General features: G+C 48.7%; 12 protein-coding genes. 5 read left to right on the top strand and 7 right to left on the bottom strand.

Going from position 1 to position 15,531, the window contains the following annotated elements; genetic code table 11:
* Positions 1–9 precede the first annotated feature (9 nt).
* Both JFT56_RS19260 and JFT56_RS19255 read right to left on the bottom strand, forming a co-directional pair.
* Positions 10–789 (bottom strand): NRDE family protein, encoded by a 780-nt coding sequence (locus JFT56_RS19260; protein WP_198781568.1) that lies wholly within the window; start codon positions 787–789, stop codon positions 10–12.
* 62 nt (positions 790–851) lie between these two features.
* Positions 852–2,483, bottom strand: a complete 1,632-nt coding sequence (locus tag JFT56_RS19255) for a metal transporter (RefSeq protein ID WP_198783647.1) — start codon at positions 2,481–2,483, stop codon at positions 852–854.
* A gap of 218 nt (positions 2,484–2,701) precedes the next feature.
* Between JFT56_RS19255 and JFT56_RS19250 the strand changes: the two genes are divergently transcribed.
* Together JFT56_RS19250 and JFT56_RS19245 are read left to right on the top strand one after the other, a co-directional pair.
* Complete coding sequence (locus JFT56_RS19250) at positions 2,702–3,295, top strand: YhgN family NAAT transporter (protein ID WP_198781567.1); 594 nt, start codon at positions 2,702–2,704, stop codon at positions 3,293–3,295.
* 305 nt (positions 3,296–3,600) lie between these two features.
* On the top strand, positions 3,601–6,405 hold the full coding sequence (locus tag JFT56_RS19245) for an immune inhibitor A domain-containing protein (protein ID WP_198781566.1): 2,805 nt from the start codon (positions 3,601–3,603) through the stop codon (positions 6,403–6,405).
* A 60-nt stretch (positions 6,406–6,465) separates the two neighbouring features.
* Here JFT56_RS19245 and JFT56_RS19240 read toward each other — a convergent pair whose 3' ends face one another.
* Positions 6,466–7,038 (bottom strand): chorismate--pyruvate lyase family protein, encoded by a 573-nt coding sequence (locus JFT56_RS19240; RefSeq protein ID WP_198781565.1) that lies wholly within the window; start codon positions 7,036–7,038, stop codon positions 6,466–6,468.
* 101 nt (positions 7,039–7,139) lie between these two features.
* Between JFT56_RS19240 and JFT56_RS19235 the strand changes: the two genes are divergently transcribed.
* Together JFT56_RS19235 and rlmF are read left to right on the top strand one after the other, a co-directional pair.
* Entirely contained in the window at positions 7,140–7,556 is a 417-nt protein-coding gene (locus JFT56_RS19235; RefSeq protein ID WP_198781564.1) for a flagellar basal body-associated protein FliL, read from the top strand.
* A 179-nt stretch (positions 7,557–7,735) separates the two neighbouring features.
* Positions 7,736–8,842 carry a 23S rRNA (adenine(1618)-N(6))-methyltransferase RlmF gene (gene rlmF, locus JFT56_RS19230; protein ID WP_198781563.1) on the top strand — a complete coding sequence of 369 codons (1,107 nt, stop codon included), beginning with the start codon at positions 7,736–7,738 and terminating at the stop codon, positions 8,840–8,842.
* 42 nt (positions 8,843–8,884) lie between these two features.
* On the opposite strand, the gene JFT56_RS19225 is transcribed toward rlmF, so the two are convergent.
* Genes JFT56_RS19225 through glp form a run of 3 tightly spaced genes read right to left on the bottom strand, consistent with a single transcriptional unit; the run spans position 8,885 to position 11,221 of the window.
* Entirely contained in the window at positions 8,885–9,160 is a 276-nt protein-coding gene (locus JFT56_RS19225; protein WP_198781562.1) for a DUF333 domain-containing protein, read from the bottom strand.
* Positions 9,161–9,196: 36 nt separating this feature from the next.
* Positions 9,197–9,958, bottom strand: coding sequence for a molybdopterin-synthase adenylyltransferase MoeB (gene moeB / locus JFT56_RS19220; protein WP_198781561.1), 762 nt, complete (start codon positions 9,956–9,958; stop codon positions 9,197–9,199).
* A 9-nt stretch (positions 9,959–9,967) separates the two neighbouring features.
* Complete coding sequence (gene glp / locus JFT56_RS19215) at positions 9,968–11,221, bottom strand: gephyrin-like molybdotransferase Glp (protein WP_198781560.1); 1,254 nt, start codon at positions 11,219–11,221, stop codon at positions 9,968–9,970.
* A gap of 326 nt (positions 11,222–11,547) precedes the next feature.
* Between glp and ftnA the strand changes: the two genes are divergently transcribed.
* Positions 11,548–12,084 carry a non-heme ferritin gene (gene ftnA / locus JFT56_RS19210; RefSeq protein ID WP_007652174.1) on the top strand — a complete coding sequence of 179 codons (537 nt, stop codon included), beginning with the start codon at positions 11,548–11,550 and terminating at the stop codon, positions 12,082–12,084.
* 69 nt (positions 12,085–12,153) lie between these two features.
* On the opposite strand, the gene JFT56_RS19205 is transcribed toward ftnA, so the two are convergent.
* Positions 12,154–15,378, bottom strand: coding sequence for an EAL domain-containing protein (locus tag JFT56_RS19205; RefSeq protein ID WP_198781559.1), 3,225 nt, complete (start codon positions 15,376–15,378; stop codon positions 12,154–12,156).
* Between the last annotated feature and the right edge of the window lie 153 nt (positions 15,379–15,531).

The following is a 15,531-nucleotide window of genomic DNA, read 5'->3' as shown; positions in this document are numbered from 1 at the left end:
CCGCGAACTTTAGGGTTCAACGGGCGTTGTTGGCAGGCTAAAGTGAAAATCCTGCTGCCCGAGCCGTCTGCCTTTGCCATCGTATCTCACCTCGGTAAAGTGGATCGCGCCCAATGTATCTTCGAGCAAAATACTGGTGGAGCGGGTGCCATAGTCGGGGTGGCGAATATAAATCGCCGCTAAACGTCGCTCCCATTCGAGCCCCACGCCTGTGTTAGGGAGTTCACTATCCTGGGGCTGGGAGTCGTCTTGCATCAGTTGAATAAGTGCCTGCACGTCTAATGGGCTCGCCTGCTTGATCAGGGCTTCTAATGCCTGTTGCCCCTTGGCCATTTTAGGCCAAATATCATCGAGGGCACCATTGCTAATCGCATGGAAACCGTCGGCTAATTTAACCGTCTCCCGCTTGACGCTGTTAAAACAATACAGATCGGTGCCTTGGCCAAAAACCAAATTAAAGGGTTGATAATCATCGCAATGTTCACTGAGCCAGTTTGGGCAAATCAATGAGCCCGAACTCAATGCTTTAGTGATAAGTTCACCGCGGCTGCGCATCGCCTCTTGCTGTTTTTGTGGCATGCGTAAGTTGGTGACGCCCGCAACTTGGCCTTGCTTATTCACTCCAAACCAAGTGCCACCTGCCTGTAAATCCTTACCCGCAAGTATATTTTGCTCCGGCGGCCAAATATGCGCCGGCGCCGTTGGCCTGTGGTGGAATTCATCACGATTGGCGCAGATGATCAGGGGATACTTAGGGTGAGCATTAAGGGCGATGAAAAGTATGCACATGGTAGGCTAAATTAATCCAACGATAGGATTAACTTAGCCTGTCTACCCACAAATGAACAGTATTAGTGGTGGCTGTGTTTATCGGCAGGGGAATGTTGCTTCTGTGCCGATGCCCCGTGGTGGGCGTGTTTGTGGGCCTGTTCATGGGCCTGTTCATGGGTGTGATGCCCGTGTGAATGGCCGTGGGAATGTCCATGGGGTGTGGGTTTTACCAACATCAGGCGACGTAAAAATTTACGGGGGCCTAAGCGCAATAAACTTGCGGCAAAGAGGCCTGAGAGCATGAGTAATGCCACTAGATTGAGAGTTTCCGGCAATGTGATCAATGAGAACCACATCGGCAAACGCAGCGCCGCGACTAAAGCGACGCTAATGATCGCCAGTAAAATGCCTCTCTGTGTCCATGTCATCAATTTAAGCTGGGCAATATTGAGCACAGGCGCGGCTATCAAAGGCAGCATTATGGCCAGTGGGCTCCAACCGCTATAAGCGAGGGCGAGGGCGAGTATGGCTGCACCTAAGTTACAGAAACGCATAGGTAAAAAGACTAACAATAACACTATGACCTGAAACATTGGATTGCTTAAGGGGACGGATGGGTGGCCGATAAGATTGACCAGCACTAGGCTGAGTAGGATCCACGGCGCACTTCGGTCAACTAAATGGGCAAAACCAAAACGTAGGGCATGGCTGGGTAATTTAGTGTGGGGATCTGTAATTTCAACCTGAGTGTGGCTCAAATAAGCACTCAGGATAAAAACTACCAGTAGCTGAAATAGTGCCAACCAAGGGCCGAGTAATAGCACTGTGATCACCAGCGCCTCTGGGCCCGCTAAGCGTTGGAACCAGCGGCGGAATAGGCTGCTGTCCTGTGGTGTTAACCCCAATTTAAAACGCAGTGTGGCGACGGCATAACTGAGCAAGAGTACGGGGGCTATGGTCATGAGCCAGGTCATTAACTGCTCTGTGCTATGGTCGTGGTGGGCATGTTCGTGACCACCAGAATCCATCAATAGCAGCGCCATTAATAGCCCAATTCCCAATAAGCTGCCAATGCCGGCCTGATATTCGTACTGGCCTTGCTTATCGGTATCCTGTTGACCGTGGGGTTGATGCAGCACGACATGCAGAATCGAGCCAGTGACAAAGGCCTGTAAATAGACTGTGTTATCTAGGCTGAGTTGCGATAACAATTGTTCGCCCGTAAAGTAACCTACACCAGTGAGTAGCATCATGGCGGTAAGCACTACACTTGCCCAACGGGTGCCAACTTGGGGTTTGAGTAACCACCAAATGGCTAGGCCAACGGGAAGACGATGCAAAATCACCCCAAGGGCCAGTAAGCTTGAGTTACCGTCCTGCTGGGCTAACACCATGGCCCCACCGTCGGTGATGGTATGTAGTAATAGTCCACCAATACCAAGGGAAAGGGTGAGGTTATGGGTGATTTCAGAATAGCGATGGAATAAGCGTTCGCTGGCTGTCGGCCCCCATAAACCCAGCACCACAAAGACAATTGCGAGCAGGCCGCCATGTTCCAGTAGTTCCGGCAAAATATGGATCAGCACTAATCCGCCTAAGGAGACGAATATAAAGCCATCGAGTCCCTTTTGTAGTCCGCTGCCCGATGAAAAGTAGCGGTAAAACAAGGGTCCGATCAAGAGTGCAATACAACTAGCAAGAAGATAGAGCATGAATTCCACGGAAATTTACTGAAAAAACGCCATAGTATACCAGTTGTAATGCAAATGAGCAGCGACTTGGCGGCAATTTACCAAACTGACATTTTTACATCGAATTGGAGGAGGACATTTTATTTACTTTCGTCATTTAACGGATAAATTTTCAGACCTACGGCGAGAAAAGGTTATACAATATGGGCTTATGTTGGCTTAGGCGTTGATAAAGTTAAATGGATATATTTTCTGCTGCGGTTATGTTGTTTCTGATTATGGATCCCCTCGGAAATTTGCCAATTTTTGCGGCAATTCTTCGGCATATCGATCCGAAAAAACGTCGTAAGGTGCTGATCCGCGAGTTGCTTTTTGCATTAGTGATCATGCTCGCCTTCCTTTATGCGGGTGAGGCTATCTTAAGTTTCTTAAATCTTCGTTCCGAATCCGTGAGCATTGCGGGCGGCATCATTTTATTCCTGATTGCGATTCGGATGATTTTCCCGCAACCTGGCGGTGTAGTCGGCCTAGCCGCAGGTGAAGAGCCTTTTATCGTCCCTATGGCGATCCCGCTAATGGCGGGCCCATCGATCCTCGCGGCATTGATCCTACTGGCACACACTGACAGTTCACGCATGGGAGACTGGACCATAGCCTTAGTCTCGGCCTGGGGAGCGAGTGCAGTTATCCTAATGTTCTATAAGCTCTTTACCCGTATGTTGGGTGAAAAGGGGTTAACCGCCGTTGAACGTCTTATGGGGATGGTACTGGTGATGATATCGGTACAAATGTTCCTCGATGGTGTTTCAAATTATATGAAAACCGCGGGATAAACTGCTCCACTGTAAAAAAACCGTATTAACTTAGCGTTAATACGGTTTTTTTATGGCCGAAGACTTAAATTGACGGCTAGCTGAATGAATGCTGACAAAATATAAAATCAACTCTGTAAAATAATATATCGAGTTGTTACTCAGATGTGGTGCTGATAATGTTGGCGCTTCTCTTCCTGTCTAGGCTGGAAGAATTAACTCTATCTTGCCGTATATAAGGCGCACTTGTCTTATTAGCAATGGGCGCTAGCCTTAATAAGTTGCTTGGCCGAGGCGCATAAGTCGTTATGGAAGGAAAACTGAAGATGCAAACAACAAAAGCCATGACGGCATTGGGATTAATGCTGGCATTGATCAGCGGCGCGAGCATGGCTGCGCCCCAGCAAACGCCCGCGGATGCGGGGGTTATCAATAAAGATCGTATTTTATATTGGTTGATTAAGCGGGGCGAAGTGTCTGCCGATGCGAGTGAGAGCATCAAGCAGGCCGCAGTTCAGGCTTATATTCAGCGAGCCATGGTCGCACAACCTAAGTTACCTCGTATCGAAGTTGAAGCCGAACATGTCCGCCAGCAAAAAGCCCAATCATCCCAGATGCTGCGTTCTCCAACGCAGCGTGTATTGGCCGATGCCGATGTGACCAAAACCGTTAAAGTTTTAACAGTACTGATTGATTTTCCTGACTTAAAATTTAATAACAATGGCTTAACCGCGAGTGATACCGCCATGTATTACTCTAGCTATCCGACTTCCCACTATAAGAATTTACTCTTCTCAACGACGGGGTTTGCTGGCCCACAGGGGCAGACACTGACGTCGGGATATCAGTATTATCAGGAGGTGTCGGGTAAGAGTTTCTTTTTCACTGGGGACGTAAAGGGTTGGTATAGCGCCAGTCAAAATGCCACATATTATGGCGCCAATGATCCTGACACTGGCAGTGATACGCAAGTGACTGAACTGGTCAAGGAAGCCGTTTCCCAGGCCGCAGCCAGTATGTCGGCGGCTGAGCTAGCAAGCTATGATGTTGAAGATCCGTATGATTTAAACGATAACGGTAATTACGACGAGCCCGATGGCATTATCGATCATGTGATGATCTTTCACTCCAGCATAGGTGAAGAGGCCGGGGGCGGAAAATTAGGGGATAACGCCATTTGGTCCCATCGTTATTACGTTGACCAGAGCACTCAGGGCTACAGTATTCCGGGGTCGACCAAAAAAGTCTTTGGTTACACTATTCAACCTATAGATGCGGCAACTGGGGTTTGTACCCATGAGTTTGGCCATGATCTAGGGCTACCCGACGAGTACGATACTTCTGATGCTGAGGATCAAGATGGCTCGCCAGTGGGGCTGTGGTCATTAATGTCCGGCGGCAGTTGGGCTGGGACTATACCCGGTGCGCAGCCCAGTGGTTTTAGCCCCTATGCTCGTTCATACCTACAGACAAAATACAAAGGTAAGTGGCTCAATGAGCGTGAAATTGCCCTAGAGAGCATTCCTAAGGCAGGGATGGAAATCACTCTGAATGAGGCGGTTAATCAAGAGGTTATTAACCAGGTTTCGATTCCATTACCCGTAGCCCCGATTCCCTTTAAAGCACCCTATCAGGGCAGCTATCAGTACTATTCTGGCCAAGGGGATATGCTGAATAACAGCATGAGCTTTACGATTAATTTGCCGAGTACAACGGATAAACTTACGCTCTCCATGCAGGCGAGTTGGGAAATTGAAACCGACTACGACTATATGCAGGTCAAAGTGAATGGTACGGCGATTGCGGGTAATTACACTAAGTCCAGCAACACGATTAACAGCGCCCGGCACATTATTACCGATAAATCATCGACTATTCCTGTCGCTGAGGGTAGCGATGCTTGGGTGAATTTAGAATATGACTTATCGAGTTATGCGGGTAAGGCGGCCACCATTGAATTTAACTATGTGACCGATGAGGCGGTAAAAGAGTCGGGGATCACCATAGATAATATCAGCATTAAACAAGGTTCGAGTGAGCTTTATGCTGATAATGCCGAGGTCGCGAATAAAGCCACGCTGGCGGGTTATAGCCGGATCACTAATACTCGCCCTGGTGCCGCATCTCGCTATCTTATTCAGCTGCGCAGCCACAATGGTATAGACGCGGGTTTAAGGGGTGAAGGTTATGATCCCGGTGTATTGCTGTGGCTAGAAGACTATGGCTACAGTGACAATAATGTGTCTAGCCATGCTGGCCATAGTTTGATTGGGGTGATTGATGCCGACCAAAATATGATAGGCACTCGTTCGACCGATGAGCAGATCCGCGATGCCGCCTTTAGCACGGTAAGGCAAACCGCCTATGATGGTGATAATCAGCTGAGTGCGGTTACCTTATTCGATGACAGCTTAGATTACAGTGCGCCGCTGCAACCTCAATCGGGGATGGTGTTACAAAAACTGGGGGTGACTATGGAAGTGTTATCCCAGGCGAGTAACAACAGCACGGCGGTGATCCGCTTAGCAAATGCCAATGCCGATCCTGGGTTAACCCCATTAACTGCCGCGATTACCTTAGTTCAAACGGGTCAAACCGTGGCTGTCTCGGCGGTTGCCCAAGGGGGAGAAGGTAGTTATAGCTATGGGTGGGACTTTGGGGTTGCGGGGGCTTCAAGCACGCTTGCCTCAACGACTTACACTTATACCAATGGGGGCAATTACACTATCACGCTGACGGTGACCGATGCTAAGGGTAACCAGGCCACGGCCACTCAAGCCCTAGTGATCACTTTGCCTCTCTCGGTTAACTTTTCTCACACGGCTAACCAGTTGACTGTGAGTTTCACTAATACGTCCGCGGGCGGTTCAGGCAACTTAACCTATGCATGGGATTTTGGTGATGGTTTAACTAGCACCGCTGTCGCACCCAGCCATACTTATGCGAAAGCGGGGACTTATACAGTGACATTGAAGGTCAGTGATGAACAGAATAGTCAGGCTAGCAGCAGTAAGACTATCACTGTGACCGCCCCCGTCTCTCCGCCAGCCAAGGAAAGTTCAGGTGGCGGCAGTTTAGGATGGTTAAGTCTCGCATTCCTTGGATTATTTGCTTGGCGTCGCCAGCATTAATGCGATTAAGTTGAGCCGATAAATATAAAATGCCTCTGATATTAGAGGCATTTTTGTTTATTAGCGTTGGTTGAGGGCTTCGATGGCTTGTACTGCCGCGGGCAGAAAAATCTCACTGACGATCATCTCATCCTGGCCGTGGTGAAAATAACGCCGCCGTCCCCAAAGTTCATGCTCGACGCGCTGATCTAAACTCTCGGACAGTTGGGCTAGGCGGCTACAGGTTTCGAAGCGGGCAACTTCAATTCTGCCGGGAATAAAGTTATCTTGGCTGAACAGGAGTTCTCCCAGTGGGCGAGTGCCAAGACCAAGGAAATCTGCTTGTCGTTCAACCAGTAAGGTTTGTGGAATTAAGGTTCTGGCGAATACCCAAGGAATAGTGTCAAGGCAGAGCAGCACTTCACGGATCCACACTAAACCCTGCTGGGGATATTCACCTTCGAGTGGGGTAAGCTGGCCTTCTCCTAACACTTTAACTTCAAACTGGATGCAACAGGTTTTTAGTTTTTGCGTCAGGCTGCCCGGCGCGAGCAACCAATCTTTCAAGGGGGATTGGGGAAGTTTGTCGGCACTCTCGGCGCAAAACCACTGAATAGATTCACCATAGGGGAAGCTTAAGCTGGTCACATTCATCAAATACTCGTTACAATATAAGCAAACGTCGGCAGTCTACCAGATAGATTGGGAAGTTTCTTCCATCGACCATTATTGTTTTTAGGGAGCCGTAAGCCGCTATGAAAAAAATATTATCAGCCTGCCTGATTTTGCTCAATTTAGCCTTCAATGCTTATGCGGCCGATGAAAAGGAAGCGCCGCCCGCAACACAGAGTGAATATGCTTATTACGGCTTTGAGCCTGAGATAGTGACAAACTACATTTCGAACCGTAAAAAGCTTGGCTTTGTGAAGATCAGCGTCGAATTAATGGTTAAAGATCCAGAGGACCTCATCATTATTGAGCGCCACGATCCGCTACTGCGCGCCGCGATCATTGAGGTGTTGGGCAATCAATCGGAAGAAAAGATTAAGTCGCTCACTGGCCGTGAAGAAATTCGACGCGAGTGTTTCGATATGGTCAATAATCTAATCACCGCCGAGGCGGGTAAACCATTGATCGTAAATCTACTCTTTACCTCTTATCTGTACGATTAATTCGCACAACGATTTTACCTGAGGCCGACGTATGTTGGCCCGTTGCACCGCCCGAGCCCTTATATAAGAGCACTTATAAGAGCACTTATAAGAGTCATAGCCCTTGGATAAGTGCTCCAATGTGCCAAACAATGTACCAGAATCTCAATGTACCAGATTCTCCATGTACCAGAGTCGCTATGTCAAAATCTGCCGTCAAATCTACCCTTAAATCCAATGCCCCAGCTCAGGGTAAAGCACAGCCGAGGCCAAATGTTGCCCGGGTCGATTCGAAGTCCCGAGCCGTGGGGAAGCATAAAGCGACATCCGCGACTACCAGGAGTGACAAGCCGTTACAAAAAGCCCTTCACCCGCGCAATATTCACCTTAATGGCTATGATTTTTCGGCGCTTACCCGTGCATTTCCGCCGCTAAAAGCCTTTGTTCGCCCAACGCCCTACGGCGCCTTATCGATCGATTTTGCCGATCCCTTGGCGGTTAAGACGCTCAATGCCGCACTCCTAAAACATCACTATGGGATTGGATCTTGGGATATTCCTAAGGGGGCGCTTTGTCCACCCATCCCCGGTCGCGTCGATTATTTGCATTACTTGGCAGATCTTTTGGCCGAAGGCGATAAGTCATTGGCTCTGGATAACGCTAGGGTATTAGATATAGGCACAGGCGCGAACGGCATCTATCCCATATTGGGCAGCCAAGTGTACGGTTGGCAATTTGTCGCCTCGGATATCAATGCCCATTCACTCGCCAATGTGCAGGGCATTATTGAGCGAAACCCAGCGCTGCAAGGGCGATTAAGTTTAAGATTACAACCGGATGAAAAGGCAGTGTTTAAGGGGATCATCGAGGCCGATGATCGCTTCGAGCTTACCCTGTGCAATCCTCCTTTTCACGCCTCGCTTGCCGAGGCCAGTGAAGGTTCTTTGCGTAAGGTGCGCAATCTTGCTGCAAACCGAGGGGGAAAGGCGCAGCTTGCAAGTGCTAAGCTCAATTTCGGTGGTCAGGCGGCGGAGCTTTGGTGCCAAGGCGGCGAGCAGCAATTTTTAGCGACCATGATCCACGAAAGCCAACTTTTTGCCGAGCAGTGCCTGTGGTTCACTAGCCTAGTGTCGAAAAAGGATAACCTCAAACCCTGTTATCAGGCGTTGGCAAAGCTTGGGGTCGATACAGTGAAAACGATTGAGATGCAGCAGGGGAATAAAATCACCCGCGTGCTGGCGTGGAGTTTCCATTCAGCGGCCAAACGGTTGCAGTGGCGCACTGCGATCTTGAAATCGTCTAAATAAAACAGGAGCATAACGCGCCTGTTTGCTCAATAATTAACATGGTTACTGCGCTTTATCTTGGGGATGGTCGCGGCGAAATAGCGCCCATTCTTCGATTTTTTCACCATTGGGCAGGTTACACATGCCTTGCTCACCTTCTACATTTTTCTGTATTTCCAAGGTGCCGCCAAGGGACACACAATATTCGGATGCAGGATTAGCAAGTTGCACTTTTGCCTCGGTTTGAGTGTTTGCTGTCTGTTCGGTTTTATCCTCACAGCCTGCTAATAAGCTGCTGCAAATGAATAGACTAAGTAGAATGGGGGAAGCTAATTTCATGCTATTTCCTATGGATTAATGTGCTTATTCATGCCCTTACTGACCACAAATCGAGCAATTGGGCTGCTTAGGTAATTTCATCTCGCGAAATTCCATCGTCATTGCATCGATCATCAAAATGCGCCCTGCGAGGGTTTTGCCCATGCCAGTGATGACTTTGATCGCTTCCACCGCCTGTAAACAACCTATCATGCCGACAACGGGGGCAAGAATTCCCGACTCGACACAGCTGAGCTGCTGCTCGCCAAATAATGAACTAAAGCAATGATAACAAGGGGTTTGCTCTTGGTAGTCAAATACTGTGACCATGCCTTCCATACGGATGGCGGCGGCGGAAACTAAGGGGACTCTATGCCTAAAACAGCTGAGATTGAGCTGCTCACGTACGCTAACATTATCGGTGCAATCGAGCACCAGATGGTGGTCAGCGACTAAGGCATCGATTTCATGGTCGTCCAATACGGCATTGATAGTATTGATTTTTATATTGGGATTGAGCTGGCTTAGGCTCTGTTTAGCCGACTCGACCTTAGCTTGGCCAATATTCGTATCCTGATGCAGCACTTGGCGCTGTAGATTGGAGAGTTCGACCGTATCGAAATCCACTAATGTGAGTTCGCCTATACCTGCGACCGTAAGATATTGACTGGCGGCGCAGCCTAAGCCGCCGGCACCGATCATCAAGACTTTGGCGAGTTTTAAGCGTTCCTGACCGTCGATATCCATGGCTTTGATGGATATCTGGCGGCTGTAGCGGGTGAGCTCGCTATCGCTAAGGATGTCTACTTGTTCGTTCATAAAGAGACCTTAGCAAAGCACGCTGTTAAAGGGTTCAACCGTGACTTTAGTGCCCGCCGGCGTGTCACCTTGGAACTGTTCTAACAACACAAAACAGTTGGCGAGGCTCATAGAGGTCAACATGCCCGAACCTTGGCTGCCGGTGATCGCCACTTCGAGTTCACCCTGGGAATTACGGCTTAAAATGCCCCTTTGATACTCGACGCGCCCCGGCTGTTTGCGCACGGGTGTGGTGAGTGTGGCGGCTAACATCAGCGGTGGCACTGGGGTTAACCCCTGCATCTTGTTCAATATTGGCCAAACAAGTTTATAAAAAGTCACCATGGACGAAACAGGATTACCCGGTAAACCACAGAATATCGCTTTGCCTATGCGCCCCATAGCAAAGGGTTTGCCCGGTTTAATCGCGAGCTTCCAGAAGGTGATTTGGCCTTCTTCATCGAGAATTTGCTTAGTAAAATCCGCTTCGCCGACCGAAACACCGCCCGAGGTTAATACCATATCCGCTATGCTGGCGGCATGGCGAAATGCGTGGCGAATGGCCTCGGGATCATCGGCTATTACGCCTAAATCCAGCCATTCCACATTGGCGCGGCTGAGTAAGCCTTGGATTGAATAACGGTTAGAATCATAAATTTGCCCCGGCGCTAATTCGCTGCCGACCGGGCGTAGCTCATCCCCGGTTGAGAAGAAGGCCACTTTAAGTTGGCGGTAAACCCTGACTTGGCTAACGCCTATGGTGGCGAGTACACCCAGTTCGGCGGCACCGATTTCGATCCCCGCATTGAGCACTTGGGTACCTTGGGTGAGTTCTTCACCACGGCAACGCACATTGGCGCCTTTGCCCTTGGGGTGCTTGATAAGAATAAACTCCCTTTGGACTTGGGTTTCTTCCTGCATTTGCACTGTGTCATAACCCGCAGGAACTGGGGCCCCCGTCATGATCCGTATGCAGGTATTCGCTTGGGCTTCACCTTGAAAGCCATGCCCCGCGAATGAACTGCCGATAAGGCGTAGAGCCGTTTGCTCTGTCTGCTGCTGTAAGTCGGCAAAACGGAAGGCATAGCCGTCCATCGATGAGTTATCGAAGGGTGGCAGATCGATGCAGGACGCTAAATTTTCGGCGAGCACTCGACCTAAGGCTTGGGGCAATAATACGACTTCGGTGTCTGACACTGGGCTAACTTGTTCGAGCAAAAGGGGAATAGCTTGATCGGGATGCATTAGGCTAGGTTGCGAACAAGGATCGGCTTTTACGGACATCGGGTCTTCCTTATATGCTGTGAGTTGTGTGGCAACATTGGGCTTATTATGCCACGGTGATCGGCGATGGCCATGATCTGCATGCGAGTTTCTGTGATGGGCAATCGGTTTTTGGCTGCCAGAGTTTAAGAAAGCGGGGGCCTTGTGTTGAATAGCCTTAACATAAAATCTCAAACTTAAACGCGAGTCGATGAACAAATGAAAATCATTTTTATCAAATAATCATTAAGTTAGCTAAAGGTTCAAAGGTAAATTTTATTGCTTTTATTGTCCCCCTTAATGACAATGGGCCAAGATTTCAGTTCGAATGCCAAAGAGGATTTACTATGCTGTCAGCAGCCATGATCGAAAAGTTGAATGAGCAAATTAATATGGAGTTCTTCTCCTCCAATTTATACCTGCAAATGAGCGCATGGTGTGAAGATCAAGGGTTTGAAGGCGCAGCTAAGTTTATGCGTGAGCATGCGGACGAAGAAATGGGCCATATGCGTCGCCTGTTTACTTATGTGAGTGAAACCGGTGGCTTGCCATTATTAGGCGCGATTGAGGCGCCGCAGTCACAGTTTTCATCCTTACTCGCCTTGTTCGAGTTGACCTATGAGCACGAGCAGTTAATCACTCGCCAAATTAATGCGTTAGCCCATGCCGCATTTTCTAATCAAGATTATTCCACCTTCAACTTCCTGCAATGGTATGTGGCCGAGCAGCATGAAGAAGAAAAGCTGTTTAAATCGATTGTCGATAAGATCCGTTTAGTGGGTGAAGACGGTAAGGCGTTATTCTTTATCGATAAAGATCTGGCTAAATTGGCCTCTAAGGGCGGCGAAAGCATTATGAATGGCCAAAGTCAGCCACAGGCTTAGTTTTTACCTACCCGATAAAAAAGCAGCCTAGGCTGCTTTTTTGCTATGAGTGCTTCGCTTTCTATCATCTTAGATATTCACACAACTATCCTGATAATCATGGTGGATATGCTTGATATGCAGCAGCGGCGTTACCTCATCGAATGGCAGCGGTTTTGAGATTAAATAGCCCTGGGCGAAATGACAGCCTAATTCCTGCAGGAAATGCCACTGGGCTTCGGTTTCTATGCCTTCGGCAACGAGTTCCATTTCAAGGCTTTGGCCCATCATGACAATGGCTTTCACCAGATTGGCGTTAGAGTTGTTATCTAGTGCGTTTTCCACAAAACTGCGGTCGATTTTGATCACTGAAATAGGGAATTTTTTCAAGTAACTCAATGAGGAATAACCTGTCCCAAAATCATCGATATAGATTTGCGAGCCTAAGTGGCGAATGGATTCTAGGGTACTTAAGCAGTGGCTCGCATCGCCCATCAACATGCTTTCGGTGATCTCAATATGCACATTGCGCGGGTTCACATGGTGGCGGTTAAAGCATTCCTGCAGCACTTGGTCAAAGCCCATGCCGCGGGTGTTGATACATTGGCGGCTGGAGACATTAATGGCGACATTGATATTTAAGCCGCTTTTCTGCCACTGCCTGAGGTCGTGCATCGCTTGGTTGAGGACCCACTCGCCCATAGGTTCGATAAGCCCAGTCTCTTCGGCGATAGTGATAAATTGATCCGGCGGTATCAGGCCAAAATCGGGGTCTTGCCAACGGATAAGCGCCTCAACACTGCACACTTGGCCGGTTTTCATATCGACTATGGGTTGATAATGCAGGGTAAATTCATTTTGCGCTACGGCGCGTCGCAGGCGTTGTTCCAGCTCCATGCGAGCATACATGGTTTGATTCATACCTGCGGTAAAGTATTTGAAGGTGTTTCGCCCGGCATCTTTGGCTTGATACATGGCCATTTCGGTATTGCGGGTGAGGGAGCTTACGTCGAGGCCATCTTCGGGGTACACACCAATACCGAAACTGGCGGAGATCTGGATCTCCCGTTCGTTCAGTATAAAAGGTGCGGATAGGGTTTCAATGATGCGGCTGGCCATATGTTCGATGGCGAGTTCGTTCGTTAGGCGTGGCAATATGAGGACAAATTCATCCCCACCGATACGGGCGATAAAATCGGTTTTACCCGTAATTTCCTCTAGGCGCTTAGCCACATCGAGTAGCAATAGGTCGCCAGTGGCATGGCCCTGTACATCATTAATGTATTTAAATTGATCTAAGTCGATCAGTAGAATCGCCAGCTTACGAGAGTCGTGCTGCGCTACATGGATTTCGTGCTGCAGGCGTTCATTAAAAAGTTTGCGGTTAGGTAGGCCGGTGAGGCTATCGAAGTTAGCCTGATACCAAAGATCCTGTTCATATTGTTTACGTTTACTGATATCCATAAATAAACCAATATGTTGGATTATCTGACCCTGCTCGTTTCGCACCACAGTGATCGCCAGATACTCGGGGTACACTTGGCCATCCTTGCGCTTATTCCAGATTTCTCCCTCCCACTTACCTTCCCGTTGCAGCGCCTCCCACAGGGTGGTGTAAAAATGCTGGGAATGGCGTTTAGAGCTTAGGAGTGAGGGGCTGCGTCCCTTCACGTCCTCTAAGGTGTAACCTGTTATTTGGCTAAATGCGGGATTGACCATTTCGATATGGTTATCCGCATCCGTCACCATTATGCCTTCGGCGGAATAATTGAATACGGCGGCGGCACGATTGAGCGCATGGTTAGCCTTTTGGCGCTCGCTAATCATCAGATTCATGGCGCGGGCCATGCGGCCGAGTTCATCCGAACCTGAAACATTGATATTGATGTTGAGCTGGGGATCGGCCGCCATCTGCTGCATGTTATTGGCAATTTTAGTGATTTTGTCGATAAAGCTGCGAATAATCTTACGCCCAAGCCAGAGTGTGATAGTGGCGGTAAACAAGGCGGAAAAGAGGTATAAACCGAGAAGCGTCAGGGCTTGGTTTTGCTGGGTTTCGCTCTGCTGCGCCATGGACTCAGTGATCTCATCACCGATAGCGTGCAGTTTATTGATGCGCTCCGTTGTCAGTGACCACCAATCTTTGCTACTGACCGGATGGGGTGGCATTAACAGTTTGCCTATGGCCCCACTCAGATCCGAGTCGTTCACATGGGCGAGGGCGGCGATCTCATCGCGGGAAAGCCGTTGATCTTGCAGTTGTTGTAGCTTAGACATGCCAAATTGGTATTGACTAATGCTGTCTTCGATAACATTGACCGCGGGGATTATGCTTGGCTGGTTGCGGGTCTCATGCTTTAGCTCATCCAGATTAAGTTGAATGATAGCCAAGGCCCGATTGAATTTATCCAGTGAGTTAGCATCGCCCTTGAGCAAATAGTTCTGATAACTATCGATCAAACCGCCATAGCCTAAATGGGCATTGATGTTTTGCACTAAAGTGCTGACACGGATCTGCTGTTCAATTTGTTGATTAATATTGAGTATTTGTAAGTTTTCTGGCGAAGCTTGTATTTGACGGATCAGGGATTGTCTATCTGAAATCGAGGCATTGCTGGCGTGCAAAATGGCTTGGCCATATTCGTACATTATCGTGCTTATGCTGCGGTAATCATCGATGCTCAATGAGCTTGATAACAGCATACTGTTAATGGCGCTGCGCTCTTTGACGGCAAGCTCCTGCACCATAAGGAGATTTAATAAATCGGCATAGGCGCGGGATTGGTTAATGTCGTTGATTTGCAGTTGTAGCTGCTGGATCAGTTGCAGGAGCTGGGCATTAAGCTGATTGTATAAGTTGCTGAAAACCTGAGGATACTGTTTCAATACATCCTGGCGGGCCGGTACGAGTTTGTGGCTCGATAGCCGTAGCGCGTCGAGCCGCTCCTGCAGTTGCGCTGAACTCAGTTGGTTGTTATCTAAGGCGGCAATTAAGCCGATTAAAGAAGGCCCATTGAGCAATTCATCCATTGCCTTAGCCGTGCTCTTTTGCTGTTGCAATAACTCTGTTTGATTTTGGGATCTGGCCGTTTGATTAGGCGCGACACTTAGGCCGTATTCTTTATGTAGTTGATAGAGGAGTTCAGTAATCTGTGCCGTTGTTTGTATTGCGAGATGACTATGAGTGGCGGCGCGGTATTCCTTCGCAAGAACATACATATGTGTTAGCACAAACAAGCTCATCATCAGTAAGGGCAATAGTGAAAACAGTATGAGTTTCTGCTTCAGACTGAGGTGATGTAGCGTGGATGGCATGCAAACTTACTCCTACTCCATTTGCCTGGCGGGAGACATAAAAAAATCAAGGCGTTCGCCTTGATACTGTATCGAGCTGTAAAAAACCTGATGCTGATTGTGGATATTTAACATAGACAAAGACGTGCCGCGACCCCTAGTTTATGGATATCT

This window comes from Shewanella putrefaciens (assembly GCF_016406305.1).
In the GTDB taxonomy this organism is placed as follows: Bacteria; Pseudomonadota; Gammaproteobacteria; order Enterobacterales; family Shewanellaceae; genus Shewanella; species Shewanella putrefaciens_C.
The sequence above is the reverse complement of the archived record's forward strand: the minus strand, read 5'-3'. Positions and strand labels throughout refer to the sequence as shown.

Coding starts and splice junctions, on each gene's coding strand:
- JFT56_RS19260 (WP_198781568.1), bottom strand. CDS start 789: ATGTGCATACTTTTCATCGCCCTTAATGCTCACCCTAAGTATCCCCTG.
- JFT56_RS19255 (WP_198783647.1), bottom strand. CDS start 2,483: ATGCTCTATCTTCTTGCTAGTTGTATTGCACTCTTGATCGGACCCTTG.
- JFT56_RS19250 (WP_198781567.1), top strand. CDS start 2,702: ATGGATATATTTTCTGCTGCGGTTATGTTGTTTCTGATTATGGATCCC.
- JFT56_RS19245 (WP_198781566.1), top strand. CDS start 3,601: ATGCAAACAACAAAAGCCATGACGGCATTGGGATTAATGCTGGCATTG.
- JFT56_RS19240 (WP_198781565.1), bottom strand. CDS start 7,038: ATGAATGTGACCAGCTTAAGCTTCCCCTATGGTGAATCTATTCAGTGG.
- JFT56_RS19235 (WP_198781564.1), top strand. CDS start 7,140: ATGAAAAAAATATTATCAGCCTGCCTGATTTTGCTCAATTTAGCCTTC.
- rlmF (WP_198781563.1), top strand. CDS start 7,736: ATGTCAAAATCTGCCGTCAAATCTACCCTTAAATCCAATGCCCCAGCT.
- JFT56_RS19225 (WP_198781562.1), bottom strand. CDS start 9,160: ATGAAATTAGCTTCCCCCATTCTACTTAGTCTATTCATTTGCAGCAGC.
- moeB (WP_198781561.1), bottom strand. CDS start 9,958: ATGAACGAACAAGTAGACATCCTTAGCGATAGCGAGCTCACCCGCTAC.
- glp (WP_198781560.1), bottom strand. CDS start 11,221: ATGTCCGTAAAAGCCGATCCTTGTTCGCAACCTAGCCTAATGCATCCC.
- ftnA (WP_007652174.1), top strand. CDS start 11,548: ATGCTGTCAGCAGCCATGATCGAAAAGTTGAATGAGCAAATTAATATG.
- JFT56_RS19205 (WP_198781559.1), bottom strand. CDS start 15,378: ATGCCATCCACGCTACATCACCTCAGTCTGAAGCAGAAACTCATACTG.